The sequence below is a fragment of the Glycomyces sp. NPDC048151 genome (genome assembly GCF_043202775.1).
GTDB lineage: Bacteria > Actinomycetota > Actinomycetes > Mycobacteriales > Micromonosporaceae > Glycomyces.
Window position 1 is genome coordinate 283,188 of sequence record NZ_JBIDBB010000003.1, and the last position, 15,651, is coordinate 298,838.

At 67.0% G+C, this 15,651-nt stretch carries 18 protein-coding genes; 7 read left to right on the forward strand and 11 right to left on the reverse strand.

All coding sequences use genetic code 11. The annotated features are described in order from the left end of the window. Nucleotides 1–167: 167 nt before the first annotated feature. From ACGGCP_RS07985 to ACGGCP_RS08005, 5 genes are read right to left on the reverse strand one after another with little or no spacing between them, the layout of a single operon-like run. Nucleotides 168–647, reverse strand: a complete 480-nt coding sequence (locus ACGGCP_RS07985) for a hypothetical protein (RefSeq protein ID WP_392962720.1) — start codon at nucleotides 645–647, stop codon at nucleotides 168–170. An 8-nt stretch (nucleotides 648–655) separates the two neighbouring features. Beyond that, nucleotides 656–1,330 carry a hypothetical protein gene (locus ACGGCP_RS07990; RefSeq protein ID WP_392962722.1) on the reverse strand — a complete coding sequence of 225 codons (675 nt, stop codon included), beginning with the start codon at nucleotides 1,328–1,330 and terminating at the stop codon, nucleotides 656–658. Nucleotides 1,331–1,380: 50 nt separating this feature from the next. Next, nucleotides 1,381–2,082, reverse strand: a complete 702-nt coding sequence (locus ACGGCP_RS07995; RefSeq protein WP_392962724.1) for a WXG100 family type VII secretion target — start codon at nucleotides 2,080–2,082, stop codon at nucleotides 1,381–1,383. A gap of 3 nt (nucleotides 2,083–2,085) precedes the next feature. After that, entirely contained in the window at nucleotides 2,086–2,406 is a 321-nt protein-coding gene (locus ACGGCP_RS08000) for a type VII secretion target (RefSeq protein ID WP_392962727.1), read from the reverse strand. 2 nt (nucleotides 2,407–2,408) lie between these two features. Next, nucleotides 2,409–2,807, reverse strand: coding sequence for a YbaB/EbfC family nucleoid-associated protein (locus tag ACGGCP_RS08005; protein WP_392962730.1), 399 nt, complete (start codon nucleotides 2,805–2,807; stop codon nucleotides 2,409–2,411). Nucleotides 2,808–3,006: 199 nt separating this feature from the next. Between ACGGCP_RS08005 and ACGGCP_RS08010 the strand changes: the two genes are divergently transcribed. The 4 genes from ACGGCP_RS08010 to ACGGCP_RS08025 all read left to right on the forward strand — a co-directional run bounded on the left by ACGGCP_RS08010 (nucleotide 3,007) and on the right by ACGGCP_RS08025 (nucleotide 7,117). After that, nucleotides 3,007–3,831, forward strand: coding sequence for a 3'(2'),5'-bisphosphate nucleotidase CysQ (locus ACGGCP_RS08010; protein WP_392962732.1), 825 nt, complete (start codon nucleotides 3,007–3,009; stop codon nucleotides 3,829–3,831). A 66-nt stretch (nucleotides 3,832–3,897) separates the two neighbouring features. After that, nucleotides 3,898–4,809, forward strand: a complete 912-nt coding sequence (cysD, locus tag ACGGCP_RS08015; protein ID WP_392963572.1) for a sulfate adenylyltransferase subunit CysD — start codon at nucleotides 3,898–3,900, stop codon at nucleotides 4,807–4,809. After that, complete coding sequence (locus ACGGCP_RS08020; RefSeq protein ID WP_392962735.1) at nucleotides 4,809–6,086, forward strand: sulfate adenylyltransferase subunit 1; 1,278 nt, start codon at nucleotides 4,809–4,811, stop codon at nucleotides 6,084–6,086. Before cysD ends, ACGGCP_RS08020 begins: the two co-directional genes overlap by 1 nt. A gap of 146 nt (nucleotides 6,087–6,232) precedes the next feature. After that, nucleotides 6,233–7,117: a hypothetical protein gene (locus ACGGCP_RS08025; protein WP_392962737.1), complete on the forward strand. Its 885-nt coding sequence runs from the start codon at nucleotides 6,233–6,235 to the stop codon at nucleotides 7,115–7,117. 84 nt (nucleotides 7,118–7,201) lie between these two features. On the opposite strand, the gene ACGGCP_RS08030 is transcribed toward ACGGCP_RS08025, so the two are convergent. The 6 genes from ACGGCP_RS08030 to ACGGCP_RS08055 all read right to left on the reverse strand — a co-directional run bounded on the left by ACGGCP_RS08030 (nucleotide 7,202) and on the right by ACGGCP_RS08055 (nucleotide 11,196). Continuing rightward, a complete protein-coding gene (locus ACGGCP_RS08030) occupies nucleotides 7,202–7,642 on the reverse strand; it encodes a hypothetical protein (RefSeq protein ID WP_392962740.1) in 441 nt (146 codons plus the stop codon). After that, nucleotides 7,620–7,970, reverse strand: coding sequence for an MmcQ/YjbR family DNA-binding protein (locus ACGGCP_RS08035; RefSeq protein ID WP_392962743.1), 351 nt, complete (start codon nucleotides 7,968–7,970; stop codon nucleotides 7,620–7,622). The genes ACGGCP_RS08030 and ACGGCP_RS08035 overlap by 23 nt, the downstream gene beginning before the upstream one ends. A 49-nt stretch (nucleotides 7,971–8,019) precedes the next feature. Beyond that, the gene (locus ACGGCP_RS08040) at nucleotides 8,020–8,745 is read right to left on the reverse strand and encodes a hypothetical protein (RefSeq protein ID WP_392962745.1); all 726 of its coding nucleotides are present in this window, start codon (nucleotides 8,743–8,745) and stop codon (nucleotides 8,020–8,022) included. 10 nt (nucleotides 8,746–8,755) lie between these two features. Next, nucleotides 8,756–9,376, reverse strand: coding sequence for a DUF305 domain-containing protein (locus ACGGCP_RS08045; protein WP_392962748.1), 621 nt, complete (start codon nucleotides 9,374–9,376; stop codon nucleotides 8,756–8,758). Between the two features lie 93 nt (nucleotides 9,377–9,469). Then, entirely contained in the window at nucleotides 9,470–10,324 is an 855-nt protein-coding gene (locus ACGGCP_RS08050; RefSeq protein WP_392962750.1) for a DUF3105 domain-containing protein, read from the reverse strand. A gap of 152 nt (nucleotides 10,325–10,476) precedes the next feature. Continuing rightward, the gene (locus ACGGCP_RS08055; RefSeq protein ID WP_392962753.1) at nucleotides 10,477–11,196 is read right to left on the reverse strand and encodes a DUF3105 domain-containing protein; all 720 of its coding nucleotides are present in this window, start codon (nucleotides 11,194–11,196) and stop codon (nucleotides 10,477–10,479) included. 77 nt (nucleotides 11,197–11,273) lie between these two features. Here ACGGCP_RS08055 and argS point away from each other — a divergent pair, with 77 nt between their 5' ends. From argS to ACGGCP_RS08070, 3 genes are read left to right on the forward strand one after another with little or no spacing between them, the layout of a single operon-like run. Further along, nucleotides 11,274–12,923, forward strand: a complete 1,650-nt coding sequence (gene argS, locus ACGGCP_RS08060; RefSeq protein WP_392962756.1) for an arginine--tRNA ligase — start codon at nucleotides 11,274–11,276, stop codon at nucleotides 12,921–12,923. Beyond that, nucleotides 12,923–14,326, forward strand: a complete 1,404-nt coding sequence (gene lysA, locus ACGGCP_RS08065; RefSeq protein ID WP_392962758.1) for a diaminopimelate decarboxylase — start codon at nucleotides 12,923–12,925, stop codon at nucleotides 14,324–14,326. The genes argS and lysA overlap by 1 nt, the downstream gene beginning before the upstream one ends. Nucleotides 14,327–14,359: 33 nt before the next feature. Beyond that, on the forward strand, nucleotides 14,360–15,637 hold the full coding sequence (locus ACGGCP_RS08070) for a homoserine dehydrogenase (RefSeq protein WP_392962760.1): 1,278 nt from the start codon (nucleotides 14,360–14,362) through the stop codon (nucleotides 15,635–15,637). Nucleotides 15,638–15,651 lie beyond the last annotated feature (14 nt).

Consider the following 15,651-nt stretch of genomic DNA (forward strand, 5'->3'; position numbering starts at 1 on the left):
GCGTGGCGGTCCGAAGTCTGCAGATGCTGCAGCTGGGGCCGGACGGTGGCTTGTGGTTGCTCACCGTTGGTGAACCTCGGGGAGTATGGACGCTCAATCTTCTGATCGCGTCCTGCAAGCGTGCTCCAGGCACCGTACCGCCACTAGCGGGAGAATGCCGCCCCAAGCTAAAGTTGCTCAATCGACACAACTGGGAACCCGTGGAATTCAGAGGCAAAGGCCCCCAGGTCATCTAGGTCATCCGGGTCCACAAGTCGAGCGTCGAGAACAATCGGCCCGCCCCTGCGTTTCTCCAAGACGATGATTTCATCGTAGAACATCACGTATCCGGCATTATCTTTATTTCGCGCAAGTAGATTGATTGCTCCTTGGAGTATCTTCACCAATCCGTTAGTCTGCTCGGCCCAGGAAACCGACTTTCTCGGCTCGAACGAGATTGAAGTGTACATGTCTGTAGTGCCGAGCCGAGCGCCCTCATCAGGGAACTCCTGCGCATCGAGGGACACAATCGGCGCCCACCATTGGGGGCCGTTGAGTGGAGACGGAGCATTTGCGGAGGCTCTCTCCAGTCCCAGGAGTCCGGCGAAATAATCAGAAACTTCTTGGATGGTGAATGATGAGGTGTTGAACTCGAAGTTAGTGCTCACTGATTCTCCTAGAACGGAAAGAAGTCGATAACCTGGCCATCTTTGATAATTTTAACTTCTTGGAGGTTCCCGACCGGGCGCCGCTCCAGCACGCTTCGAAGATCTGCCGGGTTGAGTCCTGAGTCATCCAGGTTCAAGATGATTCTCTCTGCTTGATCTTTTTTGACCTTTCGTGAAATGTCATCACGAATGCGCCCCGCGTCATCGCGGCTTGGGGCGTAACAGTCGAAGTACTCACCTTCGATTTTGTAGTCGGGATTCTTTCCATTGTCCTTGCCCGGCGGATTCTGCTCGACGTCGTAGCCGTTTTCAGCAAGAGTTTGGGCAGATTCATTCTCGCGTTCCAATGACCGCCTATTGCTAGGGCTGCCGTTCACCTCCGTCGGCTCTCCCCTTGGTGTGTTATTCGGGTCAGGTGTTTGAGAAGGGGAGGTGTTGTCGGTCCCGCCGTCGGAGTCAGGCGCGTCCTCCGAAGTCGGGTCAGTCGAGCCGCCTTCGTGGCGGCCGTCTTGGCTGTTTTGGTCTCCGGCTTTCATGACGCCGTCGAAGTCTTCGCCGGCGTTCATGCCGTCGTAGGTCATGTCTTGCTTGCGTTGCTCGTCGGACTTCGGCTTGCCGGTGTTCGGGTCGATGGTGTTGTCGCCGTTGCCGGGGGTGATGCCGTCGCCGTCCTTCTTGCCCATGAGGGTAAGGCTGATACCGAGGAGCAGGAGGAGTTTCAGGGTTCGTCGCATCAGAGCCCCAGGAGTGCTTTGAGGTTTTGGAGGCTCTGGACCAGGGCCATGCCGTAGCCGAGGATGATTCCGGCCCACTTGACCACTGCCGCGACGATCTGGGCTGCGATGACCGGGAGGGTGACCACGAAGATCGCTTCGATAGCCCAGACGATCACGTGGGCGACTAGTTCGGCGATCAGGTCGCGGACGAGTTCGTAGGTGACCTGGACCAGGCCGCCCGCGCCTTCGGTGGCCGCCGCGAGGGCTTCCGCGGTGGCGCTCATGGCGTTGGCCGCGTTGACGTTGTGGATCATCAGGGCTTGGTAGGCGTTGGCGGCGTCGCCGCTCCAGCCGGGCATGTCAGTTGCCAGGAAGGAATTGAGGTCTTCGGCGATCGACTTGAGTTCGCTGGACATGTTGGTCCAAGTCTGGGCGTGGGACATGACCACGTCGGCTTTGCCGGTGAGTTCTTCGAGCATCTCGCGGAGAGGTTCGAAGTACTCCATCGCCCAGCCGATGCCGTTGGCGAACAGGGCGCTGAAAGGGTCGAGGACCGAGCCGACGACTTCGAGTGCGAAGCCGGAGACGCCGAGGGCGTCGTCGACCCAGCCGTCGGACTTGAAGGCAGCGACCATGTCGAAGTAGCCCTCGACCAGGCCTGCGCCGTCGTAGGCGTTGCGGTCGGATTGGACCGGGGCGATCAATGAGTTGTCGGACATTGGCTACGCCCCCATCCGGCCTTCGAGTTCGGAGAACGCGCCTTGGGATTCGGTATCGCTGGTCTCGTAGTCGTCCGCGCAGGCGCGGAGTGAGTTGGCGGCGATGGTGAAGTTCTCGGCCAGGTACGCGGTGACACGGTCTTGATCCTGGTGGCGCTGTTCCAGGCAGCCCGAGATCCAACCGCAGAGCAGCCCGTAGGCTTCTTCGTCCTGCTCGATGTGGGTGCTGGCGTTCATGACCGCGTCGAAACGGCTCTTCAGTTCTTCGAGGTGGCCGGCGTGGGCGCGCAACTCTTCGGGGTCGACCGTGAATCCGTTCCCCATGGCTACCACCGCTCTTCGGGCTCGGCGGGCGGGATGAGCTGGTTGCGGACGCGTTCGGCGATGGCGCGGCCCGCGGCCGAGTCCTCACCGAGGGTGGATTCGATGATCTCCTTGGCCTGCTCGGCGACTTGGGCCTTCGCAGCGCGGATCGTCTCCATGATCGTCTGCGAGACGTGCTGGAGTTCGACTCGTCGGCTGCGTTCGGTGAGCTGGAGGTCGAGCAGAGTGCCGGACGAATCGACGGTCACGGTGACCATGTAGTTCGGGTCCGAGACCGTGACTCGGAGTTCCTGCATCCGATCGCTCATCGCCTGCGTGTCTGCGGCGAGCTGATCGATCTTTCCCTTCCACGCCGCCAGGCGCTCTCGGGACTCTTCTGGGCCTGGGATGGCTCCGACCATGCGAACTCCTTGGGGGTTGAGGGACACACGGGGCTATGCGTCGCTCACGGTCCGAGAGTCTATCGGGTTTGCGCAAATGCCGTGGTTCATGCATTTCACCTCAGGAGGCTCGGCGAAGTGAAATGCGAGAGGTTCTGTATGTTGGGATCGGGTGGCCCAATATTTGGGCGGGGTTGGGCCGCAGCGTAGACTGACGGGCATGTCTGACGCCCCTGACTCCGCCTCGGTGACCCGAGTTCCCACTGCTACCCCTGAGGCCGCTTCTGCTGCTGATGTCGCGTTCGCGGCGGAGTTGGCGGCCGGGGCCGGGGAGTTGCTGCTCAAGTTGCGGGCGGAGTTGGGGTTCGCGGATCCCAAGGCGCTCAAGGCCGCTGGTGACCAGCAGGCCAATGACTACCTGCTCGGGCGGGTCGCCTCGGAGCGTTCCGGGGATGCCGTCTTGTCCGAGGAGGGCAAGGGCGAGTCGGGGCGTGTCGGGACCGTGCGTCTGGACGCCGACCGGGTCTGGATCATCGATCCACTTGATGGGACGCGTGAGTACTCCGAGGAGGGGCGTGAGGACTGGGCCGTGCACGTCGCTCTCTGGCAGCGCGGCTTGGGATTGACCGCTTCGGCTGTAGCGCTTCCTGCGCAGGGTGTGACCTTGCGCACCGATGAGGTCTATGCGGTGCCTGCCCTCAGAGAAGGCAAGCCGCGTATCGCCGTGTCCCGCACCAGACCACCGGCCGAAGCCGAGGCGGTCGCCGCCGCGCTCGGTGCGGAACTCGTGCCGATGGGCTCCGCCGGTGCCAAGGTCATGGCCGTGGTCGCCGGTACAGTTGACGCTTATGTGCACGCCGGCGGGCAGTTCGAGTGGGATTCCGCCGCTCCGGTAGGGGTGGCCCTCGCCTCCGGCTGGCACGCGACGCGGATCGATGGCGCCCCGCTGCAGTACAACAATGCCGACCCGTACCTGCCTGACCTGCTGGTCTGTCGCCCCGACCTGGCCGGGCCCGCGCTCGAGGCCATCAACGGGACGAACTGACCACCCGGTCCCCAACCGGATACGACGACAACCGAACACCCCCGAACGGGGTCAGCCGAGAGGAGCATTGCGCCGGTGAGCGACTACCGCATCAGCCACATCGCCGCGCTGGAGGCCGAGGCGATCTTCATCTTCCGTGAAGTCGCGGCCACCTGTCAGCGGCCCGTGCTGCTCTTCTCCGGCGGCAAGGACTCCATCGTCATGCTGCACCTGGCGCAGAAGGCCTTCGCGCCCGCGCCGATCCCGTTCCCGGTCATGCACGTCGACACCGGCCAGAACTTCGCGGAAGTCATCGACTACCGCGACCGCCGCGTCGCCGAGACCGGCGTCCAGCTCATCGTCGCCTCCGTGCAGGACGCGATCGACCGCGGCATGGTCGTCGAACCGCCGGACGGCACCCGCAACCGCATCCAGACCCCCGTGCTCCTGGAAGCGGCCGAGAAGTACCAGTTCGACGCCCTGTTCGGCGGCGCCCGCCGCGACGAGGAGAAGGCCCGCGCCAAGGAGCGCGTGTTCTCCTTCCGCGACGACTTCGGCCAGTGGGACCCCAAGAACCAGCGTCCGGAGCTGTGGAACCTGTACAACGGCCGGGTCCACCCGGGCGAGCAGATCCGCGTGTTCCCGCTGTCGAACTGGACCGAGCTCGACGTGTGGCGCTACATCGGCTCCGAGAACATCCCGCTGCCCGAGGTGTACTTCGCCTCCGAGCGCGAGGTCGTGGACCGCGGCGGCATGCTCTTCGCCGTCAACGAGTTCATCCAGCCGCGCGAGGGCGAAGAGGTCTTCTCCGAGAAGGTCCGCTACCGCACGGTCGGCGACGCGAATCTGACCGGCGCCGTCCGGTCGGACGCGACCACGATCGACGAGATCATCGACGAGGTCGCGGCCACGCGTATCACCGAGCGCGGCGCGACCCGCGGCGACGACAAGACCTCCGAGGCCGCGATGGAAGACCGGAAACGGGAAGGCTACTTCTAATGACGGACACCCTGACCTCCCGCGAGGACACGCACGAGCTGCTGCGCTTCGCCACGGCCGGTTCGGTGGACGACGGCAAGTCGACCCTCATCGGCCGCCTCCTGTTCGACTCGAAGGCGCTCTTCGACGACCAGTGGGACGCCGTCGAGGCCGTCTCGGCGGGCCGCGGCGACGAGTACACCGACCTCGCCCTGCTGACCGACGGGCTCCGCTCGGAGCGCGAGCAGGGCATCACCATCGATGTCGCGTACCGGTACTTCTCCACGCCTGAGCGCAAGTTCATCATCGCGGACACGCCCGGCCACATCCAGTACACGCGCAACATGGTCACCGGCGCCTCGACCGCCGACCTCGCGCTGATCCTCGTCGACGCCCGCAAGGGTCTCGTGGAGCAGTCGCGCCGACACGCGTTCCTGTGCTCGCTGCTGCGCGTGCCGCACATGGTCCTGTGCGTCAACAAGATGGATCTCGTCGACTATGACGAGGCCGTCTTCAAGAAGATCGAGAACGAGTTCTCCGCGTTCGCCACGAAGCTCGAGGTGCCCGACCTGACGGTCATCCCGATCTCGGCCCTCAAGGGCGACAACGTGGTCAACCGTTCCGAGAACATGCCGTGGTTCAATGGCCCGAGCCTTCTCCACCACCTGGAGAAGGTCCACATCGCCTCGGACCGCAACCTCGTCGACGTGCGCTTCCCGGTCCAGCACGTGATCCGGCCGCACTCCAACGACAACCACGACTTCCGCGGCTACGCGGGCCAGGTCGCGTCCGGCGTCATGAAGCCCGGCGACGAGGTCATGGTGCTGCCCAGCGGCTTCACCTCGCGCATCGCGTCGATCGAGACCGCCGACGGCCCGCTGGAGGAGGCGTTCCCTCCCCTGAGCGTGACGGTGCGTCTTGAGGACGAGCTCGACGTCTCGCGCGGCGACATGCTCTGCCGCCCCGGCAACCAGGCCCGCGTCTCCCAGGACATCGAGGCGATGGTCTGCTGGATGGACGAGGCCCGGCCGCTCAAGCTCCGAGGCAAGTACGCCATCAAGCACACCACTGCTGACGTGCGCGCCATCGTCAAGGACGTCCAGTACCAGCTCGACGTCAACACGCTCCACCGCGACGAGGCCGCGACTGAGCTGAAGCTCAACGAGATCGGCCGCGTCACGCTCCGCACGACGAAGCCGCTCCTGTGCGACGACTACCGCCGCAACCGCGCCACCGGCGGCTTCATCATCATCGACGAAGCCGACAACCGCACCGTGGGCGCAGGCATCATCGTTTAAGCAAGACAACCGATTCGGGCCCGACCGCGAAAGCGGCCGGGCCCGAATTCGTTCTCGATCTTGGTGACTGGTGTCACCCCGCTTGGGATTCGTATCGGAGTGTCGAAACGTGAATCGCGTGGTGAGGTCCAATACCGTTTCATGTCATGGTCACTCATAACCATGAGGTCCCGATCCGCCTCTTCCAGGATCGACCCGAGATCGCGGCAGATCTGCTCGCGAGGGCGGTCGGAACGACAATCCCGCTCTACACCAGTGCGGTGTCCGAATCGGAAGCGCTGACGAACTGCGATCCGCTCGAGCTGAACTGCGACAACGTCGCGGTGTTCCGCAACGCCTTCGGCAAGCCTGTCTGCGCCGTCATCACCGAGATCCAACGCAGTGAAGACAAGGACAAGTCCTACACCTGGCCGATGTACCTGACCAACCTGCGGGCCCGCCTCAAATGCCAGGCGCAGTTGCTGGTCATCTGCACCGATGAACCGACTGCGAAATGGGCGAGACAGCTCATCAAGATCGGTCCGCCGGAGTTCGTCCTGCGGCCCAATGTGATCGGGCCGGGGGACTTGGTTCGGCTCATCGGCGGCTGTGACACGCGGGAAGCGGTCGAACTGTTGATTCTGGTCGCCGCGACCAAAGAAGAGGGGGCGGGGACCGAATCCATCGCCCGCGACCTCGGTCGGCGGCTCAACGAACTATCCGAGCCCGACCGCAAGAAGTACACTGGTTGGGCGTTCCAACTACTCTCAACAGCCGCCTGCGAGATTCTGGAGAACGAAATGAGCCTGAGGTACGAGGAGTACCTGGAAACCTACGCCGGTCAGCTCGAGCTGAAGGGCGAGGCGCGCGGCGAGGCGCGCGGCGAGGTCCGTGGCAAGGCGAAAGCCGTGCTCGAGATGTTCGAGCTCCGCGGCATCGAGGTGAGCGACGTCGCGCGGGAGCGGATTCTGGCGTGCACTGATCCGGAACAGGCGGACCGCTGGTTCACCAGCGCCTTCAGCGCGTCTACGGCCGAGGAGATCTTCGACTGAGATCGCAGCGTTGACTTCGACAGGCCCGAACCGCGAAGCGGTTCGGGCCTGTCGCATTTCGGGGCACGTGGCGGAGGGTTCGGACTATGGAAGCCGCCGCAGTCGGAGCTCGCCTGCATGGCTTTCGCAGCGGACCCTGCCGGTGGGGAAGGTCAGGTCGAGAGCGATTCGGCCGGTGAGCGGCTCGAAGTCTTCCTGCGCATGGAGGACGCGGTACCCGATGATGTCGGCCAACGGTGTCTCGGCGGCGTCTTGTTCCACGGTCACGCGGCCCAAGCCGCCCATGTCGTAGCCCCCGTACGGCTCGGATGCTTCGACGATCAGGCACCAGTCCGAGCCGGTGGTGATCCGCACGCAGCCTTCGCCGTCGTCGATGAGCCACACGTCGACTGGGCCCGAGCGCTGATCGGGGTCTTGCCAGTGCCATGCAGCGACGACCTTCGTGAGCCGACGCCCTATCAGCGCCTGCGGTGCGAGACCGGCGCCGTGGAGGGGACACGCGTCAGCTGGTGTTGTCTTGTTCATAGGCTTTGCGGAGTCTGGCGGGGGCTTTGAGGAGCCAGGCGTCTTCGATCATGTCGGTGAGGCGCTGGGTGTCGATCTTGTCGAGGTCGATGAGGATCATGGCGTAGCCGTCGTAGTGGGGCGTGGTGTAGAAGGCGGGGTCGGCGGAGGCGAGGAGGGCGGCCTTCTCGGCGGGGTCGCAGACGATCGCGAAGCCGCCTTCGGCCTCGGTGCGGAGGCGGGCGAAGAACTTGCCCTTGACTTTCAGGGACGGGGTCTGCCAGCTGGTCGTCACCTCGACCTCGGGCAGTCGGGTTGCGATGGCCACTACGTCGTCCCAGGTCGGCATGGCGGGCTCCTCTCGACCCCTCCATGTTCGCTCACGGGTACGACAGCCGCTAAGGGTTGATCCAGTTCCCGATGGTGATGAGGCTGGCCGCAGAGGCGCCGAGGACGGCGGTCGCGACGACTGCGGCGGCGAGGAGGCGCAGCGGCGTCTGGGTCCAGTCGGGGCCGATCTGGTGGCGCATCGCGGGCATGGAGCCGGTGCCGGGCTCGGGCTGGACGGCCTGTTCGGCGGGCGGGAGCTCTTCGCCCTTGGGCCGCATGTAGTCCGCGGTGGGAAGCAGGGTCGTGTCGCCGTTGACCCCGTTGTCGACCCGGACGTGGTCGATCTGGACGGAGACGGGGCCGACCGAGCCGCGGAGCCCGTCGCCCACGCGCGCGAACTGGGCGGTGTCGCCCGGGCGGTAGCCGCTCAGGCTCGGGCGGGAGTGCTCGGCGGTCGCCGAGCTTTCGCGGCCGACGCGGGGGACGGACCAGTTGCCCGTCTCGGGGGCCGAATGCTGCGGCTCCGACGCCCCGTAGCGGGGCTGGGAGTAGGACGGTTCCGAAGCGCCGTAACGGGGTTCAGAGAAGCGACTGCCGGAGTCGAGGTCGCGCGGCGCGGAGGTCTCCCAGCTGTAGCGGTACCGCGAGCGCGACTCGGAGCGGGGCGGGGCGTCGGCGACCGTGTCGACCTGGATCGTGCGCTGCTCGTCGGTGCGGCCGTCGCCGACCCGGGGGAGTTCTCCGGTGGTCGGGTGCGCCGGGTCGCCGTATCGAGGTCCCCACTGGTCGCTCACAGCCGCATCCCTACTGCCCGACGGCGTTCAAGACGTTGTCGCGGTGGTTCTCGAGGTTCTCGATCTCGGCCTGCTGGAGGTTGATCGTGCGCCGTGCCGCGTCGACGACGAGTTCGTTGTCGGTGCGCTCGAGCGCGGCCTTGGCCATGTCGACGCCGCCGATGTGGTGGTCGATCATGAGGTCGGCGAACATGACGTCGGCCTCGGCCCCGGTGAGGGTCTTGAACTCGGCCATCTGCTCGTCGGTAGCCATGCCGGGCATGAGCCCGCCGTTCTCCTCGCTGTCGTGGGCGTGCTCGTCGCCGGCCCACGCCATCGGCTCGCCGGAGGAGAGCTGGACGCCCCAGTCGCGCAGCCACGCCCGGTACATGCCGATCTCGGCGCTCTGGGTCGTGACGATGTCGTACGCGATGGTCGTCAGCGCCGGGTCGGAACCGTGCTGCCACTCGTACATTGCCATCTCGACGGCCTGCTGGTGGTGCGTCTGCATGTCGCGCGCGAACCCGGCCTCGACCGAGTCGTTGCCGGGGGCGGAGGTGCCCGCGACCCAGCCGACCGCGAGTCCCGCGGCGAGCATCAGGACGGCGGTGATCGCGATCAGCACTGCCGGCATCCGCCACAAGCGGCTCATTCGAGTTCCTCTTCTTCTGGCGGGCGCTCCCCGTGTGAGAGCGCCCGCGGTACTACTTGCCTAACGAGCGTCGCCCCGAAAGGTTCGCGTCCGTCAGCCGGTCGGCATCTGCTGCTGGTCGGCGATGGTCGTGGTGAGGTCGCTCGTGCAGGTCGCGTTCGCCTCGGCCGCGTTGTCGGCGTTCTGGATGTAGAAGTCCATGAACTCGTCGATCTTCGGGTCGTTGACGTCGTCGGTCTGGTACTGCACGCCCCAGGCCTGCACCGAGACGGCGACGCCCATCTCCGGGTACGGGCTCATCAGCGAGAAGTCGCGGCCGTTGACCTTCGCGGAGAGCACCTCGATGCCGTCGCCGTCGACGAGCGCGGGGTCGTAGGTCACCCAGACCGCGCCGTGTTCGAGGGAGTGGACGGCGTTGCCGTCCATGATCGGCGCGTCGTAGACCGAGCCGGTGCAGTTCTGCCACTGGCTGAGGTGGTCGCCGCCCGCGGGCGGGGTGATCTCGTACTCGGGGACGGCGGTCGGGTCTTCGCCGTCGATGTGGGTCTGCTGGACGACCCACGGGTTCTCGAGGTCCTCCTCCTTGACGTCGCCGTCCTGGAGGGCCTCGGTGACCTCGGAGTAGTTGGCGTACTCGCCGTAGAAGTCGGTGACGCCTTCCGGCGGTTGGCTCCGGTCCCAGACGACGTACACGGCGGCCCCGATCAGGCCGAGTGCGACGACGCCGACGCCCGCGAACGTGAAGATGAGACCCCACGGCTTGGGCTGCTTGACCTGCACGGCGCGGCCCCTGCGGGCGGCGTTCGCGGACGCCGAGGACTTGCTCAGGCCGCCCTTGCTGTCGCCCTTGGCGGCGTCTTTCCTGCCGGCCGGGCCTTTTTCAACGACTGCGCCTTTGCCGGTGCTCTTGCCGGAGCCCTTGCTGGCGGTCTGCTTCTTCGATGCCATATCGCGGGGAGAGCCTTATTCGTCGAGGTCGGGATGAGCCGGAGCGGAGCCGGGGAGGGCCCGGCGTGAAGTCCACTCGCGTACGCCACCTTACCCGGTCGGTCCAGGGCACTCCTTTAGAGCGCGCCCTGAAACCGACAAAGGCGACCCGCTCACGACGCGGTCGTCGTCACACCGCCCGAGCACGGCGCGTTCGGCTCCGGGTTGAACCGCGCGTTCAGCACGTATGTGTCCAGGTACTCGCCGATCTTCGGGTCCGACACCTCCTCGGTCTGGTACCGGTTCCCCCACGACTGGAGCGACACCGCCACCCCCTGGCCCGGGTACGGGCTCATGAGGGAGTAGTCGCGGGCGTTGATCAGGAGCGCGAGCGCGTCGATGTCGGCCTGCTCGACCAGCTCCGGGTCGTACGTCAGCCACACCGCGCCGTGCTCCAGCGAGTGCACGGCGTTCCCGTCGGCGATCGGCGCGTCGTAGACCGACCCGGTGCACGTCTGCCAGACGGAGAGGTGGTTCCCGCCCGCGGGCGGCTTCAGGTCGTACACCGGGCCCTGGCCGTCCCAGGTGTTCAGCGTGTCCACGTGCTCCTGCTGCGCCACGAACGGGTACTCGAGCTCCTCGGCCGTGACCTTTCCTTCCTGGATGGCCGTCATCACCCCGACGTAGTCGCCGTACTCGCCGAAGAAGCTCTCCACCCCCTCCATCTCGGTCTGGGCCGCGCCGGTCGACGGCTCGGCGGCGGCCGAACCGTCCCCGTCCGAGCCCGAGTCGGGGGTGCAGCCCGCCAGCGCGCCGAGCGCGAGGGCGGCGGCGAGGGCGGTCCAGCGGTTGCGAAGCGGGCGCATGTTCGAGGCCTTCCGTCGTGGTTGCACAGAAGCAACCTACCGGTGCAGGCCACAAGGTGGTTTCTCACTCGCGCGCGTCGAAGCGCGGCGTCTACGATTACCGGGTGACTCCTGAGACGCTCGCAGAGAAAGTGCTGTCCGCTACGCGCACCGCGTTCGAGGCCCTCGGCCTCGACGCCGCCGTACTGCCCGCCCAGACGGCGGTGGAGCGACCCAGGGACCCCAAGCACGGCGACTACGCCTCCAACATCGCGCTGCAGACCGCCAAGAAGGCCGGGACGAACCCGCGCGCGCTCGCCGAGAAGATCGCCGAGAGCCTCGCCGCGACGGAAGGCGTCGCCAAGGTCGAGCTCGCCGGGCCCGGCTTCCTGAACATCACCCTCGACGCCGCTGCGGCGGGCGAGATCGCCGGGAAGATCGTCGCCGCGGGACCGACCTACGGCGACAACGAATCCATGGCCGACCAGCACATCAACCTCGAGTTCGTGTCCGCGAACCCGACCGGGCCCGTCCACGTCGGCGGCACCCGCTGGGCCGCCGTCGGCGACGCGCTGGCCCGGGTCATGCGCGCCTCCGGCGCGAAGGTCACCTCCGAGTACTACTTCAACGACGCCGGCGTGCAGGTCAACAACTTCGCCGCGTCGCTCCTCGCCAGCGCCAAGGGCGAGCCGACCCCCGAGAACGGGTACGCCGGCGAGTACATCGGCGACATCGCCCAGGCCGTGCTCAAGGCCCGGCCCGACGCGCTCGAAGCCGACGACCCGCAGGCGGTCTTCCACGAGGTCGGCGTCGAGTTGATGTTCAACGAGATCAAGCGCGACCTCGACAACTTCGGCACCCACTTCGACGTGTACTTCAACGAGAAGGACCTGCACGACAAGGGCGAACTCGACGCTGCCGTCGCGCGGCTCGACAAGCAGGGCCACATCTTCGAAGCCGACGGCGCCGTCTGGCTGCGCACCACCACCTTCGGCGACGACAAGGACCGGGTCGTCAAGAACTCCCGCGGCGGCTGGACCTACTTCGCGGCCGACTGCGCCTACTACCTCGACAAGCGCGAGCGCGGCTTCGAGAAGCTCGTGCTCATGCTCGGCGCCGACCACCACGGGTACGTCGGGCGCATGCAGGCCATCAGCCAGGCCTTCGGCGACAAGCCGGGCACGCTCGAGATCCTCATCGGTCAGATGGTCAACCTGCTCAAGGACGGCCAGCCCGTCCGCATGGGCAAGCGGTACGGCAACGTCATCACGCTGAACGACATCGTCGAGGCCATCGGCGTCGACGCCGCCCGGTACGTCCTCGCCCGCTACTCCTCGGACTCGACGATCGACATCGACATCGACCTGTGGACCAAGCACGGCAACGACAACCCGGTCTACTACGTCCAGTACGCGCACGCCCGGACCTCCGGCGTGCTCCGCAACGCCGCCGAGCGCGGCGTCGACAAGGGCGAGACCTACGACCCGTCGCTCCTGGACCACCAGCGCGAATCCGACCTGCTCAAGGCCCTCGCCGAGTTCCCGGCCGTCATCGCCACCGCCGCCGAGCTGCGCGAACCGCACCGGGTCGCCCGGTACGCCGAAGAGCTCGCCGCCGCCTACCACCGGTTCCAGCACGACTGCCGCGTCCTGCCCTTCCCGGACGAGGAGACCACCCCGGTCAACCAGGCCCGCCTCTGGCTCGTCGACGCCACCCGCGTCGTCCTCGCCAACGCGCTCGGCCTGCTCGGCGTCTCGGCCCCGGAGCGGATGTAATGCGGACCCACGAAGCCGGCGCCCTGCACGGCGACTTCGACTACCACGCGCTGCGCCCCGGCTGGCTCGGCGTGCCCGACGACGTCAACACGCTCATGCCCCAGCTGTGGGCTTCGGGCGTCGAACGCGCCGAGGACGGCGTCCTGCACATCGGCGGCCTCTCCGTCGAGAAGCTCGCCGCCGAGTTCGGCACGCCCGCGTACGTCTTCGACGAGGACGACTTCCGCGCCCGCTGCCGCGCCTGGACCGAGGCGTTCGACGGCGCCGACGTCTTCTACGCCTCCAAAGCGTTCTGCTCCAAAGCCGTCCTGCGCGCCGCCGCCGAGGAAGGCCTCTTCGTCGACGTGTGCTCCGCCGGCGAGCTCGCCGTGGCGCTGGCCGCCGGGCTCGAGCCCGCCCGCCTGGGCTTCCACGGCAACAACAAGTCGCTCGCCGAACTGCGCCAGGCCGTCGAGATCGGCGTCGGCCGCATCGTCGCCGACTCCTTCACCGAGATCGAACGCCTCGAGGCCATCGCGGCCGAGCTCGGCAAGCGCCCGAACGTGATGATCCGCGTCAACGTCGGCGTCGAGGCCCACACCCACGAGTTCATCGCGACCGCCCACGAGGACCAGAAGTTCGGCTTCTCCCTCGCCGGAGGCGCCGCCTACGAGGCCGCCAGCCGCGTCGTCGAGGCCCCGCACCTGCACCTGCTCGGCCTCCACTCCCACATCGGCTCCCAGATCTTCGACACCTCCGCGTTCGAGATCTCCGCCGCCCGCGTCGCCCGCCTCCACGCCAGGCTCCAGTCCGACTTCGAGATCGAGATCCCGGAGATGGACCTCGGCGGCGGTTTCGGCATGGCCTACACCAGCCAGGACGACCCGCAGCCGCCCGCCGACATCGCCGCGTCCCTGCGCAAGATCGTCGACGAGGAATGCGCTGCGGCAGGCATCGACGTCCCGCGCCTGTCGATCGAACCCGGACGCAGCCTCATCGGCCCGACCATGTTCACCCTCTACGAGGTCGGCACCGTCAAGCCCGTCACCCTCGCCGGGGACGCCGCCCGCCTCTACGTCTCCGTCGACGGCGGCATCAGCGACAACATCCGCACCGCGCTCTACGACGCCACCTACTCCGCGACGCTCGCCTCACGCTCCTCGGACGCGACGCCCGCACTCGCCCGAGTAGTGGGAAAGCATTGCGAAGCAGGCGACATTGTTGTTAAAGATGAATTCCTCCCGGCCGACGTCGCGCCGGGTGACCTGATCGCCGTCCCTGGAACCGGCGCGTACTGCCGCTCCATGGGCTCGAACTACAACCACGTGCCCCGCCCGCCGGTCGTCGCCGTCCGGAACGGCGAAGCGCGTGTGATCGTGGCGCGCGAGACCGTGGACGACCTGCTTCGCCTCGATCTCGGCTAGGCGCCAACCCAACTAGGAAGAGGAACACCAGCGATGAAACTCGCGCTACTCGGATGCGGCAACGTCGGCAGTGAAGTCGTGCGCCTCATGCGAACGCGCGGGGAGGAGCTGGCCTCCCGAGTGGGGGAGCCCGTCGAGATCGTCGGCATCGCCGTGCGCCGCCTCGACCGCGACCGCTCGCACCTGCCCGTGGAGAAGGAACTCTTCACCACCGACGCGCTCGGCCTCGTCAAGCGGCCGGACGTCGACATCGTCGTCGAGGTCGCGGGCGGCATCGAGCCCGCCCGCACCTGGATCACCACCGCGCTGGCCGAGGGCAAGTCGGTCGTGACCGCGAACAAGGCCCTGCTCGCCGAGGACGGCCCGGCCCTGTCGGCCGCCGCGAAGGCGGGCGGCGCGGACCTCTACTACGAGGCCGCCGCCGCTGCGGCGATCCCGCTGATGCGCCCGCTGCGCGAGTCGCTGCACGGCGACACGATCAACCGCGTGCTCGGCATCGTCAACGGCACGACGAACTACATCCTCAGCCAGATGTCGCAGACCGGCGCCGCGTTCGAGGAGGCCCTCGGCGAGGCCACCGAGCTCGGGTACGCCGAGGCCGACCCGACCGCCGACGTCGACAACTACGACGCCGCCGCGAAGGCCGCGCTCATCGCGTCGCTCGCGTTCCACACGCACATCGACCTCGGCGAGGTCTACCGCGAGGGCATCCGGGACGTATCCGCCGCCGACATCGCTTCGGCCGCCGCCCAGGGCCGCGTCGTCAAGCCGCTCTGCATCGCCACCCGGGAGGCCGACGGCGTGTCCGTGCGCGTTCACCCGGCGATGATCCCGGCGACCCACCCGCTCGCGAACGTCAACGGCGCGTACAACGCGGTGTTCGTCGAGGCCGAGTCCGCCGGCCGCCTCATGTTCTACGGTGCGGGAGCGGGCGGCACCGAGACCGCGTCGGCCGTGCTCGGCGATATCGTGGCCGTGGCGCGCAACAAGCGCGGCGGCATCACCGCCTTCCCGCCCGAAGCCGCCTACCAGGACCTCCCGGTGAAACCCATCGGCGAGGCCCGCACCCGCTACCACGTCAGCCTCGACGTGGTCGACGAACCGGGCGTGCTCGCCCGCGTGGCCGCCACCTTCGCCCACCACGGCGTCAGCCTCGCCACCGTCCATCAATCCGGCCAGGGCGACGAGGCCCGGCTCGTGGTCGTCACCCACACGGCCGCCGACAAGCAGTTGTCGGACACCGTGGAGGAACTGTCGCAACTGACCTCGGTGCACCAAGTCACCTCGGTCATGCGCGTCGAAGGAGAATAGGACGCCATGTCCGC